Source organism: Chitinophaga skermanii (assembly GCF_003259335.1).
Taxonomy (GTDB): Bacteria; Bacteroidota; Bacteroidia; order Chitinophagales; family Chitinophagaceae; genus Chitinophaga; species Chitinophaga skermanii.
The window spans coordinates 192766-219082 of record NZ_QLLL01000004.1; the positions used below are offsets into that span (position 1 = coordinate 192766).

Genomic DNA, 26317 nt, shown 5'->3' on the forward strand with positions numbered 1-26317 from the left:
ATTCCTTGTTTGTTTGCCGTGCGATGTAGGTAACTACAATGGCTACTACTACAATTAATGTGATTAGCATGAAAAACATAATCGTTTTTACTAGGAAAGGGAACAAAGGGCGTGCCGCATGCCAACACGGGCAAGAATGGTGCATAATGCTTGTTTACAAGGGGATTTCCTCTACAGTAGTACGCAGATTGAATGTTATATTCCACAGGTAAAAATTGTCCAGTCATCAATTTTAACGTTTTCAATCATTCTTGGAATGGAATACGCATAAGAAAATTTTATATTTTTACCGCGCGAACGCCATATCATGAAGAAATTACGTAAGAGAATCTTTAGAATAGCCGGCTGGAGTTTGGGAACCATTCTACTCATTATTGCCATTGCCGCCACTATTTTATATACCCAACAGCAGCGGCTAACACAATTGGCTATCAAGGAATTGAATAAGCAGTTTAGGGGAGAATTGGTGCTAGGACATAGTTCTATAGCGCCTTTTAAGCATTTCCCATATATATCCATTGTGTTGCACGATGTAAAGTTTTATGCCAGCAAGAAAATGGCCGGTACCCCGCTATATGAAGTGGAGAAAATGTACGCAGGCTTTAGCTTGCCCGGTATTTTGAAACAAAACTACGATGTGCGAATTATTGCCATTGCCAATGGTACGGTACATATTAACCGGGCCAACGATGGTACCCTGGATATTGTGAAGGCCCATACATTGCCCAGCAACACCACGGCCCCGGCCGATACTTCCAGCGAAGTGTTGCACCTCGACTTGAAGAAAATCATTTTAAAGAATATCGACGTTTACTATAGTGATCATATTTCCGGGTTTCATGTGAATACGAAGATTGAGAAGATTACTTCTTCCTTTAGCATGAAAAAAGATGTCATGTCGCTTAGCTTGGAAAGTGAATGGGTGTTGGATTTGAAAAGTAAAAGCGATACAACGCTCTTCAGGAATAAACACATAGCGCTCGATCTCTCGGGCGACTACAACATGCAAACAGCCCAATTGCAACTGAAAAAAGCAGGCCTGCAATTAGAAAATGCGAAACTCAACATCGCCGGTAAAGCCTTACTCGGCGATCAACCCGATGTAGACTTTACCATCAACGGCGACCGTCCAGATTTAAACCTCTTGTTTGCCTTTGCCCCGAATGATATTGCTGCGCAATTGGATAAATACAACCGCGATGGCCGTGTATACTTCGATGGTACAGTAAAAGGGAAAGTAGGGAAGGATATAATGCCGGCTATTAGTTTGAAGTTCGGTTGCGAGAACGTTTGGTTCCAAAACAAAGTGGCCAATAGGAAACTCGATTCGTTGGGTTTCAGGGGCTATTATACCAATGGTGCCGGTCGTTCCATGAAAACATCCGAATTACATGTGCTCGACATCAACGCCCGTCCTGGTAAAGGCATGTTTAAAGGGAACTTCGTAATGAAAGATTTCACTGATCCACATATCATTATGCAGGTATTCTCGGAATTGAACATCCGTTATATCGGCGAGTTCTTAGGCGTGAAAGATTTGGAGCAGATTGAAGGCGATATTCGCTTAATTATGAACTTCCGCGAGTTGGTAGACATGCAAGTACCGGAACAACATTTAGCGAAGTTGAAAGAAGGCGTGCAAAGCGAGTTAACGGTGACCAACCTTGCTTTCCGTATCCCGAACTACCATTTGCCTGTAGAGAAAATGAATATTCATGCTACGTTGAAAGAAGGGTTTTTACAATTAGATACCCTCAACTTCAAAGTAGGTAAAAGTGATATTGCCGCTAGTGGCTCGTTGAGCGATTTACCGGCTGTATTCCATAAACAAGAAAAACCGGTTCGCTTAACGTTCAACGTTAGTTCGAATAAGTTATTACCGGCCGAGTTAATGAAAGTTGATACCACGCATAAGAAATTGCGCGAGGAGGAAATGACGGGCTTCCAATTAGCCGTGGCTTTGGAAACAAGCGTGAAAGAATTGCTTAACCCGAACCCATTACCGCGTGGTACCTTTAAAATTAACAAGTTCTTTGCGGCGTTTAAGCAATACCCGCACCGCTTCCACGATTTTGCCGCCGATATTGCCATTAACGATACCAGTTTAATGGTGAAGAATTTCGAAGGGAGGGTAGATAGTAGTGGATTTGCGTTTAAAGGTCGTTTGAATAACTACCCATTGTGGTTTAAGAATGTAAAACGCGGCAAAACGGAATTCATGTTCGACTTGAAATCCGATAGGCTGGCAGTACACGATGTAATTAGCAACCGTGGTAGGCAAATTGTTCCGAAAGGATACTGGTTCGAGCAGGCCAATAACCTATGGCTCCGTGCCCGCATTAAAATGAGTTACGATTCGGTGTTCAAACGTGCCGATCTGCATATTGCTAATATTTCCGGTAGTTTGAAAGTGCATCCTATCCAGTTGGAAGGCATTAAAGGGCGTATTCGCTATGGCACGAATAAATACTTGGTAGTAGATACCTTGCAAGGTAAAATCGGGCAGAGCGATTTCGATATGAATTTGAAACTCTATGCCGGTCCAGATAGGCAAGGTAATAAGCGCAATAACTTTTTCAGTTTGAAATCGAAGTACTTGAACGTGGATGAGTTAATGAATTACGATTTCGCGGAACATCCCGATCCTGCTCAAACCGTCGTGGTAAAGCAAACCACGAAACGCGAAAACGACAGTTTACATGCCGCGGCGGGTTTCAATATCTTCAAATTGAAGTTCGTTAATTTCGATACAGATATAAGTGTAGGCAAGATCCGCTATAACAAGCTATGGCTGCGTAACCTAACGGCAAAAGCCCATATGCAAGAAGATCAAAAGATCAAGATCGACACTATTGATGTACGCATGGCCGGTGGCCGTATCGCGATGCGCGGTACTTTAAACGCAAGCGATCCTAAGAAGTTGTTCTTCCGTAGTAGTATAAAACTCGACACTGTTGATATGACCAAAATGCTCTTGAAATTCGACAATTTCGGGCAAGACATGGTGCTGAACAATAACCTAAAAGGCAAGCTAACCGGGAAAATTCGCAGTAGTGTAACCTTGCATCCAGATTTAACCCCGGTATTGAACGATACCCGGGCTAGCTTGGATATTCTTATCCATGATGGTGAACTGGTTAATTTCGGTCCTATGCAGGCGATGAGTGCCTACTTCAAAGACAAGAACCTCAAGATTATCCGTTTTGATACATTGCGTAACAAGTTAAGTTTTACCAACGGGGTGCTAGAGATACCTAACATGAGTATTAACTCGTCGATCGGGTATATTGAAGTAAGTGGACAACAATCGATGGATTTAACCATGCAGTATTATTTGCGGGTGCCCATGAAGTTGGTAACGAATGTGGGTTGGCAGGCTTTGTTTGGTCGCAAGAAGGAAGAAGTTGATCCCGACCAGGTAGATGCTATTGAGAGTTTGGATAAGGGGAAATCGGGGCGGTTTATGCATCTTGGGATATCAGGAACGCCGGATAAGTACAAAATATCGCTTGGCAGTAAGGCCAAGAAAAAGGCATAAAGCAGTTATAAAAGGTCGCTCTATAAGGGCGGCCTTTTTTAATGGGATGATGCCCATTTGGAGGCAAGTAAAGGCAAAGGGACGATAAGGCCCGGCAAAGGCAAGTCAAAGTCTTTCAAAGGCAGGTTAAAGTCTTTCAAAGGCAAGTCAAAGGGAAGTCAAAGGCTTTTCAAAGGGTCGTTAAAGGCTCGTCAAAGGGAAGTCAAAGGCTCGGGGTATTAAACAGCAGTCAACCAATGGGTTAGTGAATAAGGACCAGTTTTAAGCTAATAATGAATTGATTATCATGCTTTCATGATGGAGTGGCATGCTTAGTTATGTTATTGATTGTGTACATTAGTAAAATAAAAACCAGGCAATTGTGCATGTAAAAGGTGGCTATCCTTTAAAGGACAGCCACCTTGCACTTATCAAGATGCGTATACAATGCTTATTTACGATCCCAGAATGGGGCAGGTTCAATGCCTAAAGCACGTAAGTATACATACCCTTGGCCACGGTGGTGAATTTCGTTGTCGATGAAGTAGAACAATGATTTGATCACCCTATTTGGATAAAAGCCAAATGCATTGGTTTGTTCTTCTAAGCGTTCCGTGGTTAATTGTTTGCCTAAATCTGCAATCAACGCGGTTACTTCGTCGAAGTAGGCCAAAATTTTCTCCTTTGTATTATATACGTCTTTACCGTTTTCTAAGTAAGTAGGCCATTCTTCATTTACAAGGCCTTTAATACCTTCTCCAATCACCGTTAATTCATACGCCATTTCACCAAAAGTGCGCATACCGCCAATAGAGAAGCTGAAAAGTTGATCTTCTGGGAATGCATCGATAATACGGCGGGTTAAGCCACGGTGACCAACATAGTTATCGATCAAATCTTGGAGGCTTACAGTAGCAGTGGTGGCAGTTAATGTTTGCATGGTAAATAAGGTTTTAATTGATGAATTATTTCGTTGTTGATGTAAAATTCCGATGGGGGTGTGACAACAGTATGTCAGTAGGAAAAAAAGTATTTCAAAAATATTTTTACCACCACAATGAACATACCAACAAAGCCTTATTGGGCATCGTTATTGAAGTAGAAAAAGAAAAACGATATGCATAACAACAAAGAAACCGTAGAACGTTACATGGAGGGTTTTCGGCAGAAGGATCATGCCATGATATTATCGTGCTTAGCGCAAGACGTGATTTGGGACATGCCGGGCTATTTTTACCACGAAGGTATCGCCGCTTTCGACCAGGAGATCGGAAATGAAGCTTTTACGGGTAAACCCATTATTGTGATTACCCGCATGATCGAAGAAAACGACGTAGTAGCCGTAGAGGGCACTGTTATGTTTAACATGAGCACGGGCGAACTCATGAACGCCGTTTTCTGCGAGGTATTTGAAATGGAAGATGGCAAGGTGAAGAAACTTACCACTTACCAGGTGATGAAATAGTTATTCATACACCCGGTTAGCAAATAGTTCCTTCATACGAGCATAATCTTGCAAAGGTTGTTTGCATACGTAGATGGTAATGTATTCATCTTCGGGATCGCGGGCATACTTGTTATGGTATGTTTTCACGAGTTGCACATCTTTATAATACCCATCCCAGAAATCTTTCCCTGCATCGCCTTTATTATAGGCAATAACGGTTGGTGGCATAGTACCGGTTGTAGGTGCCCATAAATAGAAGCTGCCGTGGTAGCTAATAGCGCCGGGTAGTTGGTATTCTTTTTTATATAATTCTACGGCACCGGCTTGGCTGTAGTGTTTGCCCCAGATAAGCGCGGTAGATTTTTCTTGCGGGGGAAGGCTGTCGTACACCGACTTAAGATCTAGCATAATGTGATGCCACATATCTTTCGAATAAATATCTGCGAAACGCACGGGGTAGCGATCTACTTCCTTCTTTTTAATACCTACTAAGGCTACATATTTCTCCACCGGTAAGAACGACATTACAATCAACGTGAACCCGGCAGCACTTACCGCAAACAAACCACTGATTGGATAGAAAGCCCATTTGGCTTTTGGTAAAACATATTTCTCCATCCATAAGGCGCCTAATATAAAGAGGCACATCATAGCAGGGAAGAAGTAGTATTCTTTTCCTTGTTTGTAATCTAATAGCACAATAGAGATGAAAATACATAGACCCAAAGTGCGGATAATGCGATCTTTCTCTATGAACACGAGTAGTACGCCACCGATCCACATAATAGCCGCTATGGGATTCATCGCAATAAAAACCTCTTTCGCTACATTGCTAGAATTGACGAGCGATAATTGTTTTTCATATAGGCGAGCCATGTGTTGTACAACGGGGAAATGATGTTGTAGTTGCCAAATGTAGTTTGGTAAGAAGATAAGCAGTGCTACCAATATATACTGCCAACTTTTAGGTTGCAGTAATACGTTGCGGGTAGATTGAAAGAAGAGCAAACCGCTGAGTCCTGCTAGGAAGAAGAGCATATCATATTTCGTAAGCATGCCCAATCCTGCTGTTATAGCAAGGTAGAGTAAGTATTTCGGTTGTAGTGTTTTTACAAACCCGGCTAATTGGTAAAACCCAACAATCCATGCGAGGTGTATGAATACAACGGGTTGAAACAATTGGTGGTTTATACTAAATCCCGGGGCTGAAAAAAGACCTAGGTATAACAATATCAACCCACGCTGCTGTATGCCCAATCGTATGGCTGTTAAGCCTACAACTACATAAATGGCTACCATGGCTATGTGTGGGAAAATATGATGTACCCAAACGGCAGTGCTACCGCTCAAATTCTGTAGGTAGGCTAACCAACCAATCATGGGAGGGAACTCCATATAGCCCCAAGCAAGGTGGTTGCCCGTGGCAATATGTAGGAACTCGTCGCCATGAAATCCTGCGCGGATATCGGCGCCTATATGTACAAGTAATTTTACTAAACAGGCAACAAAAATAATGATGTATAGGGAACGTTGCGATGGTTTCATGGCTTAAATATAATACGAAATCCTTTTACAGTGTTGTTCTTCCCGATTGCGTAAATTTTTTTCCTAAATAGTAGTTGAATTCTCCTGCTACTATCGGAATTTTGCCAGCTCTTTGTATTTTGTAGTGAAAAAATAGGAACAATTTGGATGCAGCAGCACTTTGGATAGAGATGAAAAACGGCGATCAGCAAGCGTTTATGGAGATTTACAATAGCTATTACCAAGCATTGTATAGCTTCGGGTGCCGTATTCATGCTCATCCCCAGTTGGTAAAAGATAGCATCCATGAAGTGTTCTGCGAAGTGTGGGCGGGCCGCCAATCGTTGCCCACTGTACAACAACCGCTTTCTTACCTCTTCACTTATTTAAAGCGCAAAATTCTCAAAGAAGTAAAAGTTTCAGCCATCACTACCGGTGAAGTAACAGCCGCCGAAGGAATCGAACAATCGTACGAAGAAATGATTGTACGAGCCGAGCACGATGCCGAGATGCAATACAAGCTGCACAATTTCATGCGCCAACTTTCTGTTACCCAACAAGCCATCCTGCGCTTAAAGTATTACGAGAATCTCAATTACGAACAAATTGCTCAACAGTTACAATTGCAACCACGCACCGTGTATAATAAGCTGTACGAAGCTTTGAAGTTAATGCGTAAAAGCTTGCGGGTATTGGTTTTGCTAGCGCCGCTAAACTTTTTTTAAAAAAAGTTTCCATTTCCGGGGTAAAAATCGTCCTTTTCTTACACTGTTATAAAAAGCGAATCGATTACATGGATTATACTTTATACAGGGCGGAAGATTTTGCGGCAGACGAGTCGTTTATTCGGTACTATCAACGAACAGACGAGGAAGCAGTGGCATTCTGGGAAAACTGGATGCGCTGCCACCCCAGTAAAATCGATGAGATCGTACTCGCAGAGATGATGCTGAGTAAGTTAATGGGGCACCTGCCACAAGCAGCATTCGAAGCCGAACAAGCACGGATGCAAGCTTTCTTGCAAACAGCTTCCAGCTATACGCCACCTTCATCCACACCCAAAAAATCAATTGTCAAAATGCTGCGACCATACCTGGTAGCGGCATGTGGACTCCTTATTATCCTTGTTACTTTGTACATATACCACAAGCCGGCTAACAACCCAGCGGAATTGGGATGGACTTACTTTAAGAATTCCCCATCACAAAGAACCACCATCGAGTTGCCCGACGGGTCGACCATAATGTTGAACGCCGGTACCAGCATACGGTACGCGATGAGTGCAGCGAAGGATTCGTTACAAGTATATTTGGATGGCGAGGCATTTTTTAATGTGAGTCAACATGCGAACCGTGCATTTTTAGTACATGGTGGCGACATGCATGTGAAAGTACTGGGTACAACGTTTAACATGAGTTATTACCCCGAGGTAGGCAAATCGACTGTAGCACTTGTGCAAGGTAAAATAAGCGTATCGGCGAAAGGCGATCACCTCGTGGAATTGAAACCAAACGAAGCAGCGAGCTTCGATCAAACATCGGCATCATTTGCAACAGGCGCATTCAATAAAGAAGAAGTACTAGGCTGGCAGCAGGATCAACTATATTTTACAAAGGCCAATTTTGCGGAGATCAAGCAAAGGATGAAAAGGATGTACAACATTACCTTGATCAACCGTTCGACAGTGAACAATATGCAGTACACAGGGCATTTTACAAATGCCGGGTTCCAACAAGTAGTAGAGAGCATTTGCTTTGCCAACGGGCTCGGCTACACGGTTTCCCGCGATACTGTGATTTTAAAAAATCAATAGCAGGCATTATTTAATACAGCACTGCACGCGTTAAAGCATTATACATTATGCATTACACACTTCCTTCGTGGAGGCGGTTTTTCAATCGCCTAGCGATACTTATTTTCTTATGCCTACTCACCGCTAGTAGCGTGATTGCACAATTGAAGCCTTGGCAACATTACAGTGTTCGAATAGCGGCTAATAAAACACCGTTGAAAGAGATTTATGCCAGCTTGGAAAAGCAAACCGGCATAGCATTTAACTACGACGAGAACACCGTGAAAGGGAACCAACTGGTTACTTTACAAGTGCGCGGTGGCTTAGATGTAGTATTGCAACAACTCGGTGAAGCTACGCATACTACGTACAAGCAAATTGGCAACGCCATTACAGCGGCATACAAAGTGCCTACGCCTATTGATCCCAATATTAGTGGTACGGTTACTTCGAAGTCGGATGGGCAGGCATTACCGAATGTAAGTGTATTGGTAAAAGAAACAGGTGATGTATTTGCTACGAATGAAAACGGGATATTTCAATACCAATTCCCTCAACAGCGGCCTGCGAAAGCTACCTTGGTATTTCGCTACATTGGGATGAAACCTTACGAAATTGTGATCGGTAGGCAAACGAAGTTGGTGGTACAACTTGAAGAAAATCCGTTGAAGGTAGCAGAAGTGGTGGTAACTAGTTCTTACACGAAAGAAAGAAGGAGAGAGGAAGTAGTGGGCAGTATTTCGCAATTGAACGCGGCTGCGTTACAAACTTCTCGTCCTATTGAAAGTGTAGATAAAATGTTGGAAGGCTTGGTAGCAGGGGTGTATGTAGAAACAAATACATCGTTAAATACACCGGTGAAAGTGAATATCCGCGGCCAGGGTTCTTTAACAGCTATGTTGGGCGGCAGAACTACCAGCACGCAACCGTTGTACGTAGTGGATGGTGTACCGTTGTATGAACAACAACGTGGTGATGAACATTCCAGCTTTGCGAATGAAAACTACTTGAACCCAGTTTCGAATATTAACCCAGCCGATATTAAAAGTATTTCGGTGTTGAAAGATGCAGCAGCTTCCGCCATTTATGGTGCGAACGCGGCCAATGGTGTGATTATTATTACCACTAAAAATGGTAGCGCGGGAAAAACAAAACTGAATGTAGATTATAAATCGGGGGTGTCTACTTTCATTAACCAAATTAAGTATTTAGATGGGCCGCAATACTACGAGCTATTGCGCGAAACATATATCAATAATGGTTTAACACCGGCAGCGGCAGAGGCTTTGTCGGGCAGTAAAACCATTAATACCAACTGGTTCGATTTAACGAACAGGAATGCAAGCTACCAGAATGTAAACGTTGATGTGTCGGGTGGAAAGCAGGGTACGAGCTTCCGGTTATCGGGTGGTTACTTGCAACAAAATGCGAGTTCGTTGGCGAATGATTTGGAGAAGATGTACGCACGGTTTCGTTTGGATCATGAAGTGAGTAACAAGTTCTCGATGTCGGTGAATATGAGTCCTACTTTAACCATGCAGAACGCATTGAATATTTATAACACCGTGATTTTGCCCCCGAATATTTCGCCGTATAATGCCGATGGCAGCTATAATGAATTGGCGAACTTAAACGTACCAAACCCTATTGCCGTGTTGAACCAAAACACCGATAAGCATAAAGGCATGTCGTTCATCGGTAATATCCAAGGCACTTACAAAGTAAACAGCGATATACAAGTAATGGCGAACGTAGGTACAAGCTATTACTCCAATAAAGAAAATATTTACCAATCGGGTTTGAATGCCACGGGGCGTACACGTAATGGTTACCTGCAAATTTTCGACCGTAGGAACTTAGGGTGGACGGCCTTCTTACAAGCTACCTACGAGAAAACCTTCCGCGAGCAACACCATGTGAATGTTTTAGTGGGAACGCAGGTGCAAGACGAAAACACCGAGCTGCTGAAAGGCATGGGTACGGGCTTCTCTTACGATAAGTTGCATAACCTTAACAACGCAGCATCTCAAACAGCGGCTTCTTCTAGCATGAGTAGCGCGATGGTATCGTACTACTCGCAATTAGCTTACGACTATCGTAAGAAGTATTACACCTCGGTAAATGTTCGCGCCGATAAATCGTCCATCTTCGGGGGCGATAAACAAGTAGCCATGAATGCCAGTTTGGGAGTAGGTTGGATCGTGTCGAATGAAAACTTCTTGCAAAACAACAATACGCTTAGTTTCTTACGCTTACGCGCCAGCTATGGTAGCACCGGTAACTCGCGTATTGGTACCTATGCTGCCCGTGGATTGTATTCCTTTGGTTCGAATAACTACAATGGTAATACAGGCGCTGTGCCGGATGGTACGGCAGCACCCAACCCCGATTTAAGTTGGGAGAAGAATTACAAAGCCAACTTCGGGGTAGACTTCACCTTGTTCAAACGTATAGAAGTAACAGCGGAGTATTATAATAACACCATCCGCGATATGATTTCCAGCATACAGGTGCCATTGGAAATAGGGTATAGCACCATGAGTGTGAATGCAGGAGATATGCGTAACCAAGGATTTGAATTAACCATCAACAGTACGAATATCCAACGCAACAACTTTACGTGGAATACTTCCTTCAACCTAGGGTTTAATAAGAACGTCATCTTACGCTTCAACGATGGTTTCCAGCCGATGTATTCCAGCGAGAGCATGACGGTAGCGCGCCCTGGGTTAAGCACCTCTACCATTTGGGGATGGGAATGGGCCGGCGTAGACCCTAGTACCGGAGAAGAAACTTGGTTTGATCCTAGTGGTAAAAAAGTAGACGCCGCTACGATTAACGCGCTGCCTACTTCGCAGGCTACCATATTGGGGAACTACTTACCGAAATTTCAAGGTGGTATAGTGAATGTATTCAGCATCGGGAAATTATCAGTTACAGCCAACTTCCAATATTCTTACGGTGCCAGCGTGTTCTTGAACAAAGATATCCAGTCGGACGGTCGTAACCTCAATCACCGCAATCAAATTGTGGATTTGATGGATCGTTGGCAGCAGCCGAATGATATTACCGATGTACCGAAATTATATTTCCCACGCCGCTTAGTAGTGAATTCATCGCGCTATTTACGCGAGATCAGCTATATCAAATTATCGAACCTATCGGGTAGTTACCAATTACCGAAGGCCTGGTTAGAACGCATAGGCATTGAACAATTGAGCGTGTTTGCCAATGCCACGAACTTGTTCTATTGGTACAAGGGTGATAACAAGAGCAGTACCCGGAACGGCATTGCCGAATTGAGATTTGTGTATCCCGAAATGCGAACGTACACTTTCGGATTAAGATTGGGCCTTTAAAAGAAAAGAACATGCAAAAGATATTCATAGGATTATGGCTGCTGGGGGTATGTTTCCTTCACACCAGTTGCGAAAAATTACTCGATAAAGAACCGTCGGATAAACTATCCAACGAGGCCACCTTTGCCGATATAGACGGTGCGAGAACCGCTTTAGTAGGCGCGTACAGCTCGTTATTAACAACAGAACTCTACCATGTAAACCGCATGGTATACCCCGATTTAGCGAGTGGTAACTTGCAATTCAGCAAAACCACGAACGTGAAAATGATGGACATCTATAGCTTTCTACAAGATGCAGAAAGCAGTAGTATGAATGCTACGTATTCGAAAGCTTACAATGTGCTTACGAATATTAACAACATCCTTACTGCCGTTGAAAAATTCGATAGTACTAACCTCGTAGTAAAAAGAATAAAAGCAGAAGCGAAATGCATACGTGCTTTGCTGCATTTCGACTTGGTGAAATTGTTTGCACGGCCCTATAGCTATACGCCGGATGCTTCGCACGATGGGATTGTAGTGAATTTGAAACCACGTTTTTATAACGATCCATTACCGGTACGCAGCACCGTAAAAGAAACCTACGACGCCATCATTCAAGACCTCCGCGAAGCACTCGTATTGTTCACATCTACCAACGGTATTATTAGCAATGGTTACGTACAAAATACCTTCAACTTCACCAGTGCTGCTTCGTTACTCGCGAAAGTATACCTGTATAAAAGCGATTGGGATAATGCGTATACCTATGCCGACCAAGTAATACGCTCGAGTACCTATACTTTAATGACACGCGCACAATACGTAGCATCGTGGACGAATAAAACCCCTAGTGCAGAATCGATATTCGAGTTGAACTTAGAAGCCACTTTCGCCGGTACAACATTGGGTACGTATTATGGCGATAATGGTTCCGATCAACAATATGCAGCTACCGACGACCTCATGAACATATATTCTGCCACTGATATCCGTGGTAGAAGCAGCCTATTCATCCCGAAAGGCAACTACTATTTTACAGGCAAATACACCGGCGTATCAACAAAGGCCACGCCGATTAAAGTATTACGCCTTTCAGATATGTATTTAATTCGCGCCGAAGCTGCTGCACACAAGAACGATTTATTGCAAGCAGGTAAAGATTTTGATGCTATTAGCATGCGTGCAGATGCGAACCTAACCGCCACCTCTTTCAGTTCACCACAACAAGCCATCGATGCTATTCTACTGGAACGTAGAAAAGAATTCGCCTTCGAAGGGGAATATATGTTCGACAGGGCACGCTATAAACTAGGTGTACGCAACATTGCCTTTACCGATTACAGGATGGTATTGCCGATTCCGAAAGCTAGCACCAACGTGAATCCTCAATTAAAACAAAACGACGATTATTAAAGTATAAATCAACATTCAGTATGAAACAACAATGGAAATATTTTGTAGCTGCCACAGCATTACTAGGTGCGGTAGCTTGTAGCAAGGACGAGAAAGTGGCACCCGTAAAACCTTCTGTAGGCATTTCATTCCAAGCTACTTCGCAAAACGTAGATTTGAATACAAATGATCTCTCTTTCAATATCGTGGTACCTGTTGTAGCCGATATGACGAAAGCAGAATTAGAAGCACGTTTCAAATTAAAGCTCGTTGATTCTGCTAGTAATAGTGTAGATACAACTTTAACACTCAACAGTACCACTGTTACAGAAAATCCGTTAACCGTAACAGTTAACGTAACCGCGAAGCAAAGCTTAGCTGTAATAAAGCGCACAGTGTTTGCCCGTTTCGATGAAAGCATGCAACCCATGACCATCGGTACGAACAGCGAAATGGCGATTAGAATTGCGCCATTTGCACCAGCAGCTACTTGGTTCAAAAACGAGCCTTACTACGCACCGAATACTTATTACTTCAATACCTCTACCCAGAAATACGCTACGTTAGCGGGCCATTATTCTGTATTGGATTCTACAGATGCCACCGTAATAGGTTTCGTGAATAATTATGTGGCTGAAAGTGGTGTTGCCTTCTTCAACATGGTGCGTATTTATACTGAAGAAATGGGCGGTGGTAGTGTATCTGCTAAAACAGCGCGCATTAACGTACCCAAAGCATTGCGTTTGATCCCATCTAGTGCAGGTGCACGTAGTGGTGTTGTAGAAGTGATTAAGCAAGATGTAGTTGTAACCCGTAAGGACGGTACTACCTTCAAAATTGGTATTAGCGGTTCCGGTACATTCAGTTTAGATACGAAATTGATTGAGTTAACAATGAATTTCGATGATACTGCCATTGGTGGTGCCGCGGTGAATAAATACGATTACAAGATCAGCGTAGATAAAATTCAATAGAATACATGAAGATCCGTCGTTTACCGGTTATTGGTGTTTCGTTAGTGATGTCGATGAGTTTGCTATCGTTTATGGTAGCTTCTTTAGAGCCTACTTATTCGATTGAAGAGCTGCGTGCTTTGTATAGCAGCGGCGACCCTGCGAAATGGCCTGCACCGTTTTTAGATAGTGCTGTGCGCATAGGGTTCCAAGATATTGGGAAACTGGGTACAGCGCCTTACCCAGTATACAACCCTTATACGAAGGAGAAAGAAGCATTGGGTAAAACCTTGTTCTATGATCCCCGATTGAGCCAGTCGAAACAAGTGGCTTGTGCAAGTTGCCATGATCCTGAATTGGGTTGGGGCGATGGAAGACGCGTATCGTACGGGCATAACCGCCAAACGGGTAAACGCAACGCGATGAGCTTGTTTAATATTGGTCATTTTACTGCTTTCTTTTGGGATGGCCGCGCTGCTACCTTGGAAGAGCAATCGGTGTTTCCTGTGCAAGACAAAGTAGAGATGGCGCAAACATTAACAGCGATGGTTACAAACGTACAAGCGGTGGAGGCGTATAAGCCTTTGTTTGTTGCAGCTTTTGGGAATGATGAAGTAAGCGTACAGAAAATCCAATACGCCATTGCCACATTCGAACGCGGTATTGCCAGCAATAGCAGTCGTTTCGATGCTTTTGTTAGCGGTCATCCCAAGGCAATGACGGATGAAGAAGTGCAAGGTTTACACCTCTTCCGCACGAAAGCACGTTGTATTAACTGTCATAACACACCGCTGTTTTCCGATAACCAATTTCACAATGATGGGCAAGCACTCTATGGTTCGAAAATGGAAGACTTTGGTCGTTACCATCTAACAAAAAAGCAAGTAGACATTGGTGCTTTCAGAACGCCTTCGTTACGGGAAGTAGGACAAACAGGGCCGTGGATGCATCATGGGAATTTCCCTACACTGCGCGACGTGGTAGAATATTACAACAATGGTAACCCTGCCCCCATTCAACGCTTTGTAAAAGTAGATGAAAGTATGCGGCCTATACCATCAGCGATATTACGCAAACTGGATTTAAGCACCGATGAAGTAAAAGCTGTAGAAGCGTTTTTAAGAACCTTAACAACGCCTGTTAGAAAGCCTTTTCCGCCGGAATTACCAGGCATGCAATAAGAGGATAATGACGTGATTGTACGAAAGGTTACACGGTATAGCCCGTGTAACCTTTCGTGTTTTAAAGATGTATACAACTGTTCAAAGCTGCAAAGCAGTATGCAAAATATATTCGCCCCCGGTTCATTCGATAGGCATCATTTTCCCACTCAATATCGAACGTTCACCGACAGTTCTCCGACTCTCCACCGACACTTCACCGACTCTCCACCGAGAGCAGCCCAGTGTTTGTAAGGGTTTAGTAAGCCTTTTACCGACACTTCTCCGACATTTTGGGGTGTTTTTCCAGTGTTTACAGGGGTTCAGTAAGCCTTTTGTCGACATTTTTTTGCTGAAACCCTTGATTTTACTCGATTTTTTAATTGTAGTTCCTAGCGCAGTAATGCCAAAAAGCGGCATTTTCCGGCACAAACCGGCATTTTCCGGTATAAAGCGGCATAAACCGGCATAAACCGGCATAAAGCGGTCATTTCCGGCATAAAGCGGTTAAAAGCGGCATTATCCGGCACGGTGTTTTTTTGTGGCGGTAGGAAGGTGTAGTTTCGATGGTAGACGAGTTAGGGCACACTTGTACGCGGGGGCAAAGTGTGGTGTGAAGTAGCCTTGTTCTTTGAAAGAATGGTTTAGTTTTTTTCGTGTAGCACGTCGTTAAGCAAGGCGGCCATTTCCTTGGCTTCATGCGAGATACCCATGAGGCGGTTGTTTTTGTAGAGGTAATGGGATGGGAAGATGTTGGCTTGCAATGAATCGGCGAGGTATTGCTGCGTAACGGGAATAACGTTGAACGAGAAATGGCGCTTCTCTTGGAATTTCTCCAAAGCCTCCCGTTTATCGAAAGCAAGTGCTAAGAACTGGATGTTGGGCTGGTTCGCGTACTTCGACTTCAGTTCATCGAGGTATGGCATTTCTTCGATACAAGGTTTGCAAGAGATGAACCAAGTTTTGATCCATACGATGTTGTCTTTCAAATTCTCGTTATTGAACGCTTGGTTGTTGAGATCGGTGTAGTTGAAAGTAGGGATAGGGGAGCCGAGCCTTTTGTAACGCGAGAGATACAAATCGCCTTGCGACCGGATATATCCCTGCATTTCTTCGTTGGCTTGGTATTGAATAGGATATAGTTGGTAAGCAAGGCTGCTATCGTGTGCATTTACCCTTAAAGGGAAGTATTGGCCGTTTGCTACTGTAGACAAGAATTGTTCGATTGGCATAGGCTTACCCAAGGTATCGTATGCTTTAAAAGTGCGGGCGAGTTGTACAAAATCGCGTTCATACCGTAAATACGCCATGAGATCCTTCGTCGCTTCCACAGGCTCTACAGCAGGTTGAAGAGCTTGCTCTTGATTGGAGGAATGACAAGCAAAAAGCGTTATTCCAATGCTGATAATCCATACAAATTTCTTCATCCTATTCTTTTTAAGCGTTACAAATATACAGCATCTGCCGCATTGTATATTTCCGCTCAAATATTGTAAATGCCCGTCATCATTGCGAAAATATGCAACAAAGTAACCCATCGGAGCATTGAGTAAGGCAATTAGCTTGTCTAATTTTGAATGGTTGATGTGGCAAACTGCTAGCATAATAACCCGCGAGGCAGCCACCTACTTGCCATAGCAACCAACCTGCAAGGAGATCTTAACACAAAACGAATGATTATGTTACCAACAGAATTCAATCACCACCTATTGCTGCACACGAATTTGTTACGCGCTTACGCGGTTAAGTTGACCGGTGATATTGAAATGTCGAAGGACTTGTACCAAGATACATATTGCAAAGCCTTATCGCACCGCGAGCAGTTTATCCCAGGAACCAACATGAAAGCATGGTTACATACAATTATGTACAACACCTTTATCAACCAGTTAAAAAGAAAACACCTGTACGCGAAGTACAAACTTTTTCAAGAACGTTTGCCGGTGGCAGAATTTGATGCCGTAGATGAAAGAATATTACACATGGAAGTAAAAGAATTAGCGATCATGATTAACGGGTTGCCCTCACCTTTTAGAGATTGTTTACAAAAGTATTGCAAGGGATTTACGTATGCTGAAATTGCACAGCAATCGGGTGAGCCAATTGGTACAATTAAAAGCCGTGTTCACGTAGCGCGGAAGTTAATTAAAGCGAAGGTGAGTGATACGTAAGGCAAGTGCATAATTAGGCGTTTCGGAATAATGGGCGTACCTTTCGGCGTATGGAAGCGAAAGAAATTATCATCGAAAGAACAAAGAAGTGGGTAGAGAAAGTTGTGATTGGGTGCAACTTTTGTCCTTTTGCCTCGCGCGTAGTAAAGAAAGATAGTATGGCGTATATCGTAAGTGATGCGACTACTTTCATGGCCGCGAAAGATGATTTTCTACAAGCTTGTCAACAACTCGACCGTGATAAATCGATCGAAACTACCTTGCTAATTTTCCCAGCGGGTTTCGAAGATTTCCAGCAATATTTACAACTAGTGGAGCAAGTGGAAACTGTGATACATCGTAAAAAGTACGAGGGTATTTACCAGGTAGCCACCTTCCATCCTTTGTACCAATTTGCAGGCGCAGATGCCGACGATGCAGCTAACTATACCAACCGTTCCATTTACCCCATGTTGCATTTACTCCGCGAGAAAAGTATTCACCAAGTCGTGAAATCGTTTCCCGGGGCAGCAGATTCCATTCCTTCCCGTAACATTCAATTTGCCCATGAAAAAGGATTGGCCTATATGAAAATGTTAAAAGATAGTTGCGAATAGCGGGTTCGTCGACTTTAACAAATGCTTAATCTTTCAGCTACTATTTTCGGCATTCATCCAAACTGGAAAATGTATGCCGCGTAAAATCATTGGCTGTATAATGACAATGGCCGCCGCTGCCTTGTTATGGGCATGTAAGGACGTTCCGAAGCAACCAGCACAAACATTTGCTGCAGGATTTAAAATCTTGCAAGGAGAAGATACTTCGCGCTTGTATAAACCTGCGCCGGGGAAAGATTACTATTTGTATTATCGCCCGGTGGAGTACGATGTATGGTATCCCGCAACACCTGCACCTACAGATACGGCGTTACAATTTTACGATCTCCTGCATTTGTTAGAAGTGCGCGCGAATTACTTTACCGCGTCGGATATTGCTACGGGCGCTACACAAATGATCGCACAAAGTATCGTGGAAGAACTGGGTTGTTCCGATTCAACGAAACTATTACACCTAAAAACTGCGAGCTTTAAAAATGCACCGTTTGCTACCGGCAAATTCCCCGTTATACTTTACCTCGCGAGCTACAACGGTATGGGTTACGAGAACTACAGCCTGTTCGAACGCTTGGCAAAGCAGGGCTATATTGTAGTGGCGGTGAGTTCTATTGGTCGTTTCCCCGGGGATATGACCGTGAAAGAAGAGGATTTGATGGAACAAGTGAACGATGGATTGTACGCCATCAAAATGCTGAAAGATAGTGCGCATTTCGATATGAGTAAGTTGGTAGTAATGGGGTATAGTTGGGGTAGCTTGGCAGGCGCTGTAGCCTTACCAGCCTTGCAGAACGTAGCTTGTTTTGTGAGTTTGGATGGTTCGGAGTTTCACGTGTACAATCAAAACCGGGAGGAAGATGTGGATTTTGAATTGATTCGTATGCATCGATTAACCGATACATTGGCTATCCCGTATCTCCGTTTATCGGCCGATAGGCGGGGCGATTCAGCTTACAAGAAACATGCGTATGCTTATTTGCAACACATCCGTGCCGATAAGCAAGTGGTATATATCGATTCTGCTGATCATGGCGATTTCTCGTCGTACCCCAATGCCGTGCATACTTCGGGTAATTGCACGGTAACGCCGTATTACGAAACAGTGATAAACTTGGTATCGGCATATTTGAACGACCGGGTAAAGGGGCAAGGGGAATTTACCCCGTTGCTAGGGAAATTGCGTGGGGCCGGGGTGCACGAGGAGTAAAAGAAATCATAACAAGGGCGGGGATACCGCCCTTTGTTGTAGTTATAGCTTTTTGGGTGGATACCTTTTAAAATGATCTTTGAGCCATTCTAAAGCATTGGCAGCGCCGTAGGGGTCTTTCTCACCGGCGATATATTTAATACCCCATTTCTTCCCGTCTACTTCAATCATACCTACCTTGTTAATTTCCCATATGGTATAAGGCTTCGTACTTACCAGCAGCATACAATCGGGTGTAACATAAAAAGGTTGCGGGGTAGGATCTACCATTTTAGGCGTCATAGCACCTGGTAGGGCGATGTTTACTTTTTCGGCGTAGCAATAGCTGGGTTTTACGAGTTCTTTTTTATCGATCCTGCGTAATAAGAATTCTTGGGTAAGTGCATACCAAAGCATTTGTAATTCGTGTAAATATTCGATACGGGTAATGGTTTGCCCGTTGAACTGGAAAATCCATTTATTTTTTGTACCCATTTTGATGTAGAAGGTGATGCCTTCGTGGCTGATGGAGAATTGGGTTGCCCCCGTACCCGAAATAGGTACAAACCCCAGTTGTGCTAGTTTACCCGTACTAATGTGTATACGTAAAAGCTGGTGCTTCATGAAGTGAACATTGGCAAGATGTTGTTCTGTAATAAGCACAACACTGCCTTGATAGCCGAAATAGGTATTCAACATCACTTCTTCCGTTTCTACTGCCATTTTGCTAATATTTTTAGCAAAATAGGGAATAAATATTAGATGGGGAAATTGAATTTTGGGGAACAAGTGGCTTACGGGAGATGAATAGGAGGCAAAGGTAGCTTACAGGTTTGTAAAGGCTTGTAAATGAATGCTTCTAATAGCTTCCAGCAAGCAAGCGGGCTTGCATCTACAGGCGTTCGGTGTTGCTGGTAATGAACGATAAGAATGGAAAGGCCCAGTATTTTATTGCTAATATCCTAGCCCTACAAGTCCGAATTTTCGCCCCGGGGAGAAACATAACCCCTACATTACCTCTACATTATCGCAATCGATTGCAATTTACGAGGCCTAGAAATGCATACGTAACGAAATGGGGGCTTACTAGGAAAGTTGGCTACTGGGTTGTATTTGCTTGGAAGGGGTGAAGTGGGTTATATGAATTCTGGAATTTCGGTGCTATTTCTGGATGCGTAAAACGGCTTTGTAGGGGCTTGCCGCGGTGGGGTTTTGCACTAATTTGTAGGTACAGTTAATTCGTTGCGAACCCAATTTTTCACGTTTAAGAAAACCACTCGATTATGAAAATTCTGAACACCTCTTCAGTAGCCATTGCATTATTCGTCGGCCTAAGTTTTACATCCTGCAAAAAATCGGTTGATTTACCCGTTGATCAACAAGAAGAGGTAGCACCTCCTCCAGGTATTCTTAGTAGTTTCTCACAAAACTGGAATAGCTACGCAAATCAAAGCACTTACACTTCTGGCCAAGCCGGTTACGATTTAGGTAACGTAAGCGGTTGGGTCGATTCTCGTTCCATGATTTCCAATGGAAACTTGCGCATTACATTATTGCCATGGGCCCTTTCCGGTGCCGGTGGTATGGTAGCCAACACAGATATTTCTGATGGATCGGAATACCAAGTATCTTTCACCATTCGCTTCCATAGCGCATTCGATTGGAGCCGCGGTGGTAAACTCGGCTTCGGTTTCTTCTTGGGCGATGGTAACGCCGGTGGCGATCCTGCTTGGGATGGTAACGGCGGTAGCTTCCGCTTAATGTGGTACAACAATGGTAGCCGCGTATACTTCCACCCATATGTATATCACCGCGACCAAGCCGGTCAATACGGCGATAACTTCGGCGTGTCTTATCCTTCTTCTGGTAGTTTAGCTTTAGGTACTACTTACAGCGTTACCATGTATGTAAAAAGTAATACCGGCTCTAACACCGACGGTCGCGCACGCATGATTATTAACGGTACGACCGTATTAGATAGGGCTATGCGTTGGACAACCAACGATGCTAAACGTTTGATCCGTAACTTGTCGTTCCACACGTTCCGTGGTGGTAGCCAAGATTACTGGATGTCGTCTACAACAGGTTATGTTTACTATGATGATTTAGTTGTTACAAAAATTAACTAGTTTTTTTACGCATCATTAACTGTATGCAAAAATGGTCGGCATTACGCCGACCATTTTTAATATTATCAACTATTGATAGATCAATAAAGCGCTAATCGATGAACTGAGCGTAGCAAGGATGTTACAACAAAGCACCCACCGCTCGTTTCACCCTACACTTTCTCCTCTTCTACTTGTTCCAGTACCGACATGGCCTGCATTAACGGCGACCAATCTTTTCCATTGAATATAAGCTGGAACCATTTTGTATGGCGGTTTTCGTATTTGATATTGAAGAACAACCACAAGGCTGCCAATGTAAAAGCGCCGGTGATAATAATTTGAACAATATGCCAACCCGTTTGCCCGTTTTGGAAGGTAGCAGCGGTGAGGTAGAAGGTGGTCCAAATAGGCAATTGTAAAAATAAAATGCGGGTTACCCAAATGGTGCTCGTTTTTATTTGCGCGATAATGCGTTGTGCAGCCATCACGGGCTGGTTAATATCTACTTGTTGAATCAAATACAGTTGGTACAAGTAAATAATAATCGCAATCGCTGAAATGCTACCTTGGATAAGGGCGGCAGATTTAAAGAATAGGCTGGAATACGACCACGAGCCTACTAATAATGTGAACACGAATAATACCCACAGGATGCCCACCGCCACGGTAAATATTTTAATAGGCTGCATGCTTTGTAAGAACGATTTTGCTTTGAGCTTCGTGATGTCTTCCGCATTTTGTTTATTCAGTTGCAGGCTATCGTTGAGCAATTGACTGTAAGATTGCCAAGCACTGCGTATATCGTTATCGTTCATATGAAGAAGTTTGATGTTGTTCGAATTTTTGTTGCAAGATTTTCTTGATTCTACCCATTTTAGTAGCCACGTTACTTTCCGATAATCCCATAATCTCGGATATTTCTTTATACGGTCGTTCATCGAGGTAAAGCAGCATCAATGCGCGGTCGACTTCCTTTAGTTCGCTAATGAATTGTTGTAATAAACGGAGGTGTTCATTTAATTCCAGCTTACTGGACTGATCAACGAGCTGAATGATTTCCCCGGGTATGGGAATGGTTTTGCGTTTACTTTCTTTCCGGTATGAAGAAATAGCCACGTTCAGCGCGACCCGGTAAATCCATGTAGAGTATTTGTATTGATCGGAATAATTCTCAAACGATCGCCATAGTTGTACGATCATTTCTTGTACAAGGTCTTTCCGGTCTTCGTCGTTCTTACAATAAGCATTGGCAATTTTATAAATGATGCCTTTGTGCCCCTGTAGTACTTGGAGGAAAGTTGCTTGTTTTCCCGTTTCGTTCATAAAATGTTTTAAATAATGAGCAATGCACGGTCGTTGTATACAATATACGTGTTTGGATCATTATTCGTTGGGGGAAGGAAAATATCACACCAGCCGGGAAATTATTTATAAATAATTGAGCACGCTGGGCATGAGGAGACGAAACCAAGGGGTAAATTGACCGGGAGCATGCTGTATTTGTTGCTTAATGAGGGCAATAGAACGTGGTTCTACTTGTACTACTTCTTTGGGATCGGGGTGAATAGGGCCATTATATTGACCAAAATAGATGTGTTTGTATTCATTTTCAACTATTCCGCTGGTAACGGCGAGCCTGTAGCGAAATTCGAATTGTTTGTCGAGGTGGGTATCGAATCCCAGCACGGCCTGTAATTTCCGGTGGGCTGCTTCGGTAATATCTTCACCAAGAAGTGGGTGCCCGCAGCAGGTGTTCGACCATAAGCCTCCGCAATGTTGCCTATTGTGAGCCCGGCGTTGTAGAATTAGGTCGCCCTGCGGGGTGAATACGAATATAGAAATAGCACGGTGTAGCAGGCCCTCTTCGTGAGCGGCGCGCTTCTCCATGGTGCCAATGGCTTCGTCTTGCTCATTGACGAGTATGACTTCAGTGGGATTTATCATGACTAGTTGCTGTAAATGGTTAACTGAACTCCTTTCCCTATAGCATAACAGGCAGCAGTAAATTAATAAAAAAACAAAAAAGTTCCAATTAGGTGTATAAAAGGCCTCCTAAAACTTCCGTAACTTACAGGTATGCAATTGCGACTACCTTCAATACCAAAGATGGCTATGATTTTACCGGCAGCAGCGGTAATAACAATTGTATTGGATATATGGCATGCTTACTTTAATCGTTACCCGTTTTACGTAGAAGAATCGGTATTATTTGCCAGCATTTGGGTATTGTTTGTGCCGGGTTGGTGGTTGGTGAAACGTTGGCGGCTAACATGGCGCTTTATCCCTTTATTGGCAGCAGGGCATTTGTTATTGTATGCCTGTTTGGTGTGGAGTGTTTCCGCGTGTTTTTTAGATCATCGGTATGATGTATGGGGCACGATCGCTTACGCGGTGCCTACGTATGCCTTGTTGTTGTTATTGCTATATGGGGTACCGTTTTTGTTGGAAAGGGGAGAAGCAGTTGAGATAATACCCATTGCGCCGGTACCTATTGACACAATTACGATCCAGCAGGGAGGAACATATATACCATTACCGGTGAAGGATATTACCTATATCGAATCGGCCAAGCCTTATATTCGTTTGCATGTGCAGGGAAGGGCGTATTTACATAATACCAGTTTACAGCAAATGATGGAGGTATTGGAAGTAGCGGGGTTTGTGCAAGTGCATCGTTCTACCATTGTGCAGGTGAAGCACGTGGTGCAATATGTTTCAAGGCTGAACGGGGACTATGATGTGTATTTACAAGATGGTACCTTATTGCGTTTAAGTAGAACGTATGTTGCAAGGTTTAAGGAAAAAATGAAAGGCGTTTAGCTTTGTTATTATACAGCGGCCATTTACGCTTAGATGTTAACTCCTCCACTGGGCATAACAACTCATCGTGTTAGCCTAATAAGCTCCACCAGCTTTCGTTTGATCCCGATATTCGCCATAAACAATTTGTTATGGAACATGTAATTTGGATCTTAGTTTTTTTCATTTGTACTGCTTGTAATGGTCAATCAAAGTCGAAATCGACCCTTGTAGGGGGTGGGTGTGATGGTTGTGAATTGTTGTATGTTGGTATGCCTAAGCACATACCGCCTGTAGATACGAGTGATGGATGGAAGGAGAAAGGGCAGCGTTTGCATATTGCCGGGCGTATATTACAACCGGGTGGTAAACTTCCGGCAGCGGGTGTTGTGTTATATTATTGGCAAACAGATGTATCGGGGTATTATTCACCGGGTGCAGCAACGCCGGTGGCAGCTAAAAGGCATGGGCATACACGTGGTTGGGTAAAGACCGGTGCCGATGGTACCTTTCATATTTACACGAATCGCCCGGCGCCTTATCCCAAGGACACCATGCCGGCACATATTCATGTAGCCATAAAAGAACCCTCATTAAACGAATATTACATCGATGAATGGGTATTTAACGATGATCCGTTATTGAAGCCTAGTATAAGAGCAAAAATGGAAAATAGGGGTGGTAATGGTATCATGAAAGTGAGCAAAGTGAATGGGGTGCAAGAAGTACAACAAGATGTTATACTCGGTTTACATATCCCGGGTTACCCGCGTTAGGGGGATGTTGTAAAAAATCGATATTATTGCATGCACCCAATAGTACTCCATGCAATTACCATATCCTAGTTTCACACCTATTCAATCGGAACCGCACGCGCTGAAGAACAATTTATTGTTAGTGTTGATGGGGCTTTGTGCCTTGGCTTTACTTGGAGTGAGCATTTACGTAACGTATTTAGCTTTTACGGAAGATTGGCGCATTGCTTTCCCGGCAATTATCATCACCGGGTTATTGGTGGTGATGGTGTGGGGTGCTTATCGTTCTTGGCAAAAAGGGTATACGGAGATTAGGGTGGACAAGGATGGCTTACATTTTAACAATACGCGAACGGGCAAGCTTGTACAAACGATCAAATGGTCGGATATAGCGCATGAGCCGGGGCCTTATGCACATGATGTATTTATTCAACAGCGGTCTAAATCTATGCCCCGCTTGGCTTGGAAGATGAAGGGTCGGCCGGCAGGGCGTAATCTTTGTACGAATAGCTTTTTGGGATCGAGTTTGGGATCTATTTATTATACGAATAGGTATGAAGTGATGGCCCGCTTTTTATTGGGATTACGGCATTTTAGGCCGGATATAACTGTTAGCCCGGCAGTATTTAGTCATTTCAGTATTGATCACCAAGCATACACCTTCGACGCTTCCAAGCACTGGAAACAAGAAGTATTGGGGTATGCCATGGTAGTGGTGGTCATTGTAATAATTTATCTAGTTGTAGAGACCTGTCATCGTTAATATGAAATTATCCATTTATTGCAGTAGTTTCGTCGTTCTATTAAAGATCATCCAAAGCCAGGGAAATTTACAATCATGAAGAAACTATTTTACAGCCTGTGCCTATTAGCTGCCGTACAAACGGCGCGTGCGCAGAGTTTGGACAAGATGCAATGGTTCAATGAACCAGAGAAATGGAACATCAAAAACAACAACCTCTCGATGTTCGTTACCCCGCACAGCGACTACTGGAGAATTTCGCATTATGGATTTACGGTAGACGATGCCCCGTTTTATTACACCACGTATGGTGGTGAATTTGAAACGAAGGTGAAGTTGATAGGCGACTACAAAGCGCGTTTCGATCAAATGGGATTAATGATTCGTGTGGATCATGAAAACTGGATCAAAGCCGGTGTAGAATTCGTAGATGGTAAGTTGAATATCAGCGCCGTGGTAACCCATAAAACGAGCGATTGGAGTGTGATTCAGCTCGAGAAGATTCCGCGCTACATTTGGATCAAAGCCGTTCGCAGGCTCGATGCAGTAGAGCTTTTCTATTCATTCGACGATAAAAACTATGTGATGATGCGTAATGCGCACTTGCAAGATAACCACCCGGTAATGGTAGGCTTAATGGCCGCTTGCCCGGATGGTGAAGGTTTTAACGCCACTTTCGAACAATTCTCCGTGAAGCACTTACCCGATCAAAGAAGATTGGATTGGTTAAAGAAAAATGCGGATCAATAATATTGGAAAGAAAGAGGCTTCGGCCTCTTTTTTTATGTGCAAGGAAATTTACTTACTTTGTTAATCTTTATTCCAACACCTA

Annotated in this window: 23 protein-coding genes; 16 read left to right on the forward strand and 7 right to left on the reverse strand. The window is 43.4% G+C overall.

The features are described from left to right. Nucleotides 1-307 precede the first annotated feature (307 nt). Nucleotides 308-3538, forward strand: a complete 3231-nt coding sequence (locus LX64_RS11435; protein WP_245952630.1) for an AsmA family protein — start codon at nt 308-310, stop codon at nt 3536-3538. Nucleotides 3539-3968: 430 nt separating this feature from the next. Here LX64_RS11435 and LX64_RS11440 read toward each other — a convergent pair whose 3' ends face one another. Next, nucleotides 3969-4457, reverse strand: coding sequence for a DinB family protein (locus tag LX64_RS11440; RefSeq protein ID WP_111597792.1), 489 nt, complete (start codon nt 4455-4457; stop codon nt 3969-3971). Between the two features lie 177 nt (nt 4458-4634). Between LX64_RS11440 and LX64_RS11445 the strand changes: the two genes are divergently transcribed. Continuing rightward, nucleotides 4635-4982: a nuclear transport factor 2 family protein gene (locus tag LX64_RS11445; RefSeq protein ID WP_111597793.1), complete on the forward strand. Its 348-nt coding sequence runs from the start codon at nt 4635-4637 to the stop codon at nt 4980-4982. Here the strand turns inward: LX64_RS11445 and LX64_RS11450 are convergent, their stop codons facing one another. Then, a complete protein-coding gene (locus tag LX64_RS11450) occupies nt 4983-6509 on the reverse strand; it encodes an ArnT family glycosyltransferase (RefSeq protein ID WP_111597794.1) in 1527 nt (508 codons plus the stop codon). 143 nt (nt 6510-6652) lie between these two features. On the opposite strand from LX64_RS11450, the gene LX64_RS11455 reads away from it, so the two are divergent. The 6 genes from LX64_RS11455 to LX64_RS11480 all read left to right on the forward strand — a co-directional run bounded on the left by LX64_RS11455 (nt 6653) and on the right by LX64_RS11480 (nt 15149). Next, complete coding sequence (locus LX64_RS11455; RefSeq protein ID WP_111597795.1) at nt 6653-7213, forward strand: RNA polymerase sigma factor; 561 nt, start codon at nt 6653-6655, stop codon at nt 7211-7213. 68 nt (nt 7214-7281) lie between these two features. Continuing rightward, a complete protein-coding gene (locus LX64_RS11460; protein WP_111597796.1) occupies nt 7282-8301 on the forward strand; it encodes a FecR family protein in 1020 nt (339 codons plus the stop codon). Nucleotides 8302-8348: 47 nt separating this feature from the next. After that, on the forward strand, nt 8349-11639 hold the full coding sequence (locus LX64_RS11465; protein WP_111597797.1) for a SusC/RagA family TonB-linked outer membrane protein: 3291 nt from the start codon (nt 8349-8351) through the stop codon (nt 11637-11639). Between the two features lie 11 nt (nt 11640-11650). Further along, nucleotides 11651-13036 carry a RagB/SusD family nutrient uptake outer membrane protein gene (locus tag LX64_RS11470; RefSeq protein ID WP_111597798.1) on the forward strand — a complete coding sequence of 462 codons (1386 nt, stop codon included), beginning with the start codon at nt 11651-11653 and terminating at the stop codon, nt 13034-13036. Between the two features lie 20 nt (nt 13037-13056). Then, nucleotides 13057-13989 carry a hypothetical protein gene (locus LX64_RS11475; RefSeq protein WP_111597799.1) on the forward strand — a complete coding sequence of 311 codons (933 nt, stop codon included), beginning with the start codon at nt 13057-13059 and terminating at the stop codon, nt 13987-13989. A gap of 5 nt (nt 13990-13994) precedes the next feature. Continuing rightward, on the forward strand, nt 13995-15149 hold the full coding sequence (locus LX64_RS11480; RefSeq protein WP_111597800.1) for a cytochrome-c peroxidase: 1155 nt from the start codon (nt 13995-13997) through the stop codon (nt 15147-15149). Nucleotides 15150-15772: 623 nt separating this feature from the next. Here LX64_RS11480 and LX64_RS11490 read toward each other — a convergent pair. After that, complete coding sequence (locus LX64_RS11490) at nt 15773-16555, reverse strand: TlpA family protein disulfide reductase (RefSeq protein WP_158538599.1); 783 nt, start codon at nt 16553-16555, stop codon at nt 15773-15775. A 252-nt stretch (nt 16556-16807) separates the two neighbouring features. Between LX64_RS11490 and LX64_RS11495 the strand changes: the two genes are divergently transcribed. The 3 genes from LX64_RS11495 to LX64_RS11505 all read left to right on the forward strand — a co-directional run bounded on the left by LX64_RS11495 (nt 16808) and on the right by LX64_RS11505 (nt 19099). Next, nucleotides 16808-17299, forward strand: a complete 492-nt coding sequence (locus tag LX64_RS11495; protein ID WP_158538600.1) for an RNA polymerase sigma factor — start codon at nt 16808-16810, stop codon at nt 17297-17299. Nucleotides 17300-17349: 50 nt separating this feature from the next. Then, nucleotides 17350-17895, forward strand: a complete 546-nt coding sequence (locus LX64_RS11500) for a DUF1415 domain-containing protein (RefSeq protein ID WP_111597804.1) — start codon at nt 17350-17352, stop codon at nt 17893-17895. A gap of 73 nt (nt 17896-17968) precedes the next feature. Further along, a complete protein-coding gene (locus LX64_RS11505; RefSeq protein WP_111597805.1) occupies nt 17969-19099 on the forward strand; it encodes a dienelactone hydrolase family protein in 1131 nt (376 codons plus the stop codon). Nucleotides 19100-19141: 42 nt separating this feature from the next. Here the strand turns inward: LX64_RS11505 and LX64_RS11510 are convergent, their stop codons facing one another. Next, nucleotides 19142-19801, reverse strand: a complete 660-nt coding sequence (locus LX64_RS11510; protein ID WP_111597806.1) for a hypothetical protein — start codon at nt 19799-19801, stop codon at nt 19142-19144. 560 nt (nt 19802-20361) lie between these two features. On the opposite strand from LX64_RS11510, the gene LX64_RS11520 reads away from it, so the two are divergent. Continuing rightward, nucleotides 20362-21207, forward strand: a complete 846-nt coding sequence (locus tag LX64_RS11520) for a polysaccharide lyase (RefSeq protein WP_111597808.1) — start codon at nt 20362-20364, stop codon at nt 21205-21207. A gap of 152 nt (nt 21208-21359) precedes the next feature. Here the strand turns inward: LX64_RS11520 and LX64_RS11525 are convergent, their stop codons facing one another. The 3 genes from LX64_RS11525 to idi all read right to left on the reverse strand — a co-directional run bounded on the left by LX64_RS11525 (nt 21360) and on the right by idi (nt 23133). Continuing rightward, nucleotides 21360-22004: a hypothetical protein gene (locus tag LX64_RS11525; protein ID WP_111597809.1), complete on the reverse strand. Its 645-nt coding sequence runs from the start codon at nt 22002-22004 to the stop codon at nt 21360-21362. Next, entirely contained in the window at nt 21994-22512 is a 519-nt protein-coding gene (locus LX64_RS11530; RefSeq protein WP_111597810.1) for an RNA polymerase sigma factor, read from the reverse strand. The genes LX64_RS11525 and LX64_RS11530 overlap by 11 nt, the downstream gene beginning before the upstream one ends. A 105-nt stretch (nt 22513-22617) precedes the next feature. Further along, nucleotides 22618-23133: an isopentenyl-diphosphate Delta-isomerase gene (gene idi / locus LX64_RS11535; RefSeq protein WP_111597811.1), complete on the reverse strand. Its 516-nt coding sequence runs from the start codon at nt 23131-23133 to the stop codon at nt 22618-22620. A gap of 162 nt (nt 23134-23295) precedes the next feature. On the opposite strand from idi, the gene LX64_RS11540 reads away from it, so the two are divergent. The 4 genes from LX64_RS11540 (at nt 23296) to LX64_RS11555 (ending at nt 26235) form a co-directional block, all read left to right on the forward strand. Then, nucleotides 23296-24009 carry a LytR/AlgR family response regulator transcription factor gene (locus LX64_RS11540; protein WP_158538601.1) on the forward strand — a complete coding sequence of 238 codons (714 nt, stop codon included), beginning with the start codon at nt 23296-23298 and terminating at the stop codon, nt 24007-24009. 131 nt (nt 24010-24140) lie between these two features. Next, nucleotides 24141-24764: a dioxygenase family protein gene (locus LX64_RS11545; RefSeq protein ID WP_111597813.1), complete on the forward strand. Its 624-nt coding sequence runs from the start codon at nt 24141-24143 to the stop codon at nt 24762-24764. 49 nt (nt 24765-24813) lie between these two features. Beyond that, nucleotides 24814-25506 (forward strand): hypothetical protein, encoded by a 693-nt coding sequence (locus tag LX64_RS11550; protein ID WP_111597814.1) that lies wholly within the window; start codon nt 24814-24816, stop codon nt 25504-25506. Nucleotides 25507-25581: 75 nt separating this feature from the next. Continuing rightward, on the forward strand, nt 25582-26235 hold the full coding sequence (locus LX64_RS11555; protein WP_111597815.1) for a DUF1349 domain-containing protein: 654 nt from the start codon (nt 25582-25584) through the stop codon (nt 26233-26235). The last annotated feature ends 82 nt before the right edge of the window (nt 26236-26317 follow it).

Excerpts from the sequence above, each read along its gene's own strand:
- LX64_RS11470 (WP_111597798.1), top strand. The coding sequence starts at position 11,651 with ATGCAAAAGATATTCATAGGATTATGGCTGCTGGGGGTATGTTTCCTT.
- LX64_RS11550 (WP_111597814.1), top strand. The coding sequence starts at position 24,814 with ATGCAATTACCATATCCTAGTTTCACACCTATTCAATCGGAACCGCAC.
- LX64_RS11540 (WP_158538601.1), top strand. The coding sequence starts at position 23,296 with ATGGCTATGATTTTACCGGCAGCAGCGGTAATAACAATTGTATTGGAT.
- LX64_RS11495 (WP_158538600.1), top strand. The coding sequence starts at position 16,808 with ATGTTACCAACAGAATTCAATCACCACCTATTGCTGCACACGAATTTG.
- LX64_RS11490 (WP_158538599.1), bottom strand. The coding sequence starts at position 16,555 with ATGAAGAAATTTGTATGGATTATCAGCATTGGAATAACGCTTTTTGCT.
- LX64_RS11460 (WP_111597796.1), top strand. The coding sequence starts at position 7,282 with ATGGATTATACTTTATACAGGGCGGAAGATTTTGCGGCAGACGAGTCG.
- LX64_RS11530 (WP_111597810.1), bottom strand. The coding sequence starts at position 22,512 with ATGAACGAAACGGGAAAACAAGCAACTTTCCTCCAAGTACTACAGGGG.
- LX64_RS11475 (WP_111597799.1), top strand. The coding sequence starts at position 13,057 with ATGAAACAACAATGGAAATATTTTGTAGCTGCCACAGCATTACTAGGT.
- LX64_RS11445 (WP_111597793.1), top strand. The coding sequence starts at position 4,635 with ATGCATAACAACAAAGAAACCGTAGAACGTTACATGGAGGGTTTTCGG.
- LX64_RS11500 (WP_111597804.1), top strand. The coding sequence starts at position 17,350 with ATGGAAGCGAAAGAAATTATCATCGAAAGAACAAAGAAGTGGGTAGAG.
- LX64_RS11555 (WP_111597815.1), top strand. The coding sequence starts at position 25,582 with ATGAAGAAACTATTTTACAGCCTGTGCCTATTAGCTGCCGTACAAACG.
- LX64_RS11435 (WP_245952630.1), top strand. The coding sequence starts at position 308 with ATGAAGAAATTACGTAAGAGAATCTTTAGAATAGCCGGCTGGAGTTTG.
- idi (WP_111597811.1), bottom strand. The coding sequence starts at position 23,133 with ATGATAAATCCCACTGAAGTCATACTCGTCAATGAGCAAGACGAAGCC.
- LX64_RS11465 (WP_111597797.1), top strand. The coding sequence starts at position 8,349 with ATGCATTACACACTTCCTTCGTGGAGGCGGTTTTTCAATCGCCTAGCG.
- LX64_RS11520 (WP_111597808.1), top strand. The coding sequence starts at position 20,362 with ATGAAAATTCTGAACACCTCTTCAGTAGCCATTGCATTATTCGTCGGC.
- LX64_RS11450 (WP_111597794.1), bottom strand. The coding sequence starts at position 6,509 with ATGAAACCATCGCAACGTTCCCTATACATCATTATTTTTGTTGCCTGT.
- LX64_RS11525 (WP_111597809.1), bottom strand. The coding sequence starts at position 22,004 with ATGAACGATAACGATATACGCAGTGCTTGGCAATCTTACAGTCAATTG.
- LX64_RS11480 (WP_111597800.1), top strand. The coding sequence starts at position 13,995 with ATGAAGATCCGTCGTTTACCGGTTATTGGTGTTTCGTTAGTGATGTCG.
- LX64_RS11510 (WP_111597806.1), bottom strand. The coding sequence starts at position 19,801 with ATGGCAGTAGAAACGGAAGAAGTGATGTTGAATACCTATTTCGGCTAT.
- LX64_RS11545 (WP_111597813.1), top strand. The coding sequence starts at position 24,141 with ATGGAACATGTAATTTGGATCTTAGTTTTTTTCATTTGTACTGCTTGT.
- LX64_RS11505 (WP_111597805.1), top strand. The coding sequence starts at position 17,969 with ATGCCGCGTAAAATCATTGGCTGTATAATGACAATGGCCGCCGCTGCC.
- LX64_RS11440 (WP_111597792.1), bottom strand. The coding sequence starts at position 4,457 with ATGCAAACATTAACTGCCACCACTGCTACTGTAAGCCTCCAAGATTTG.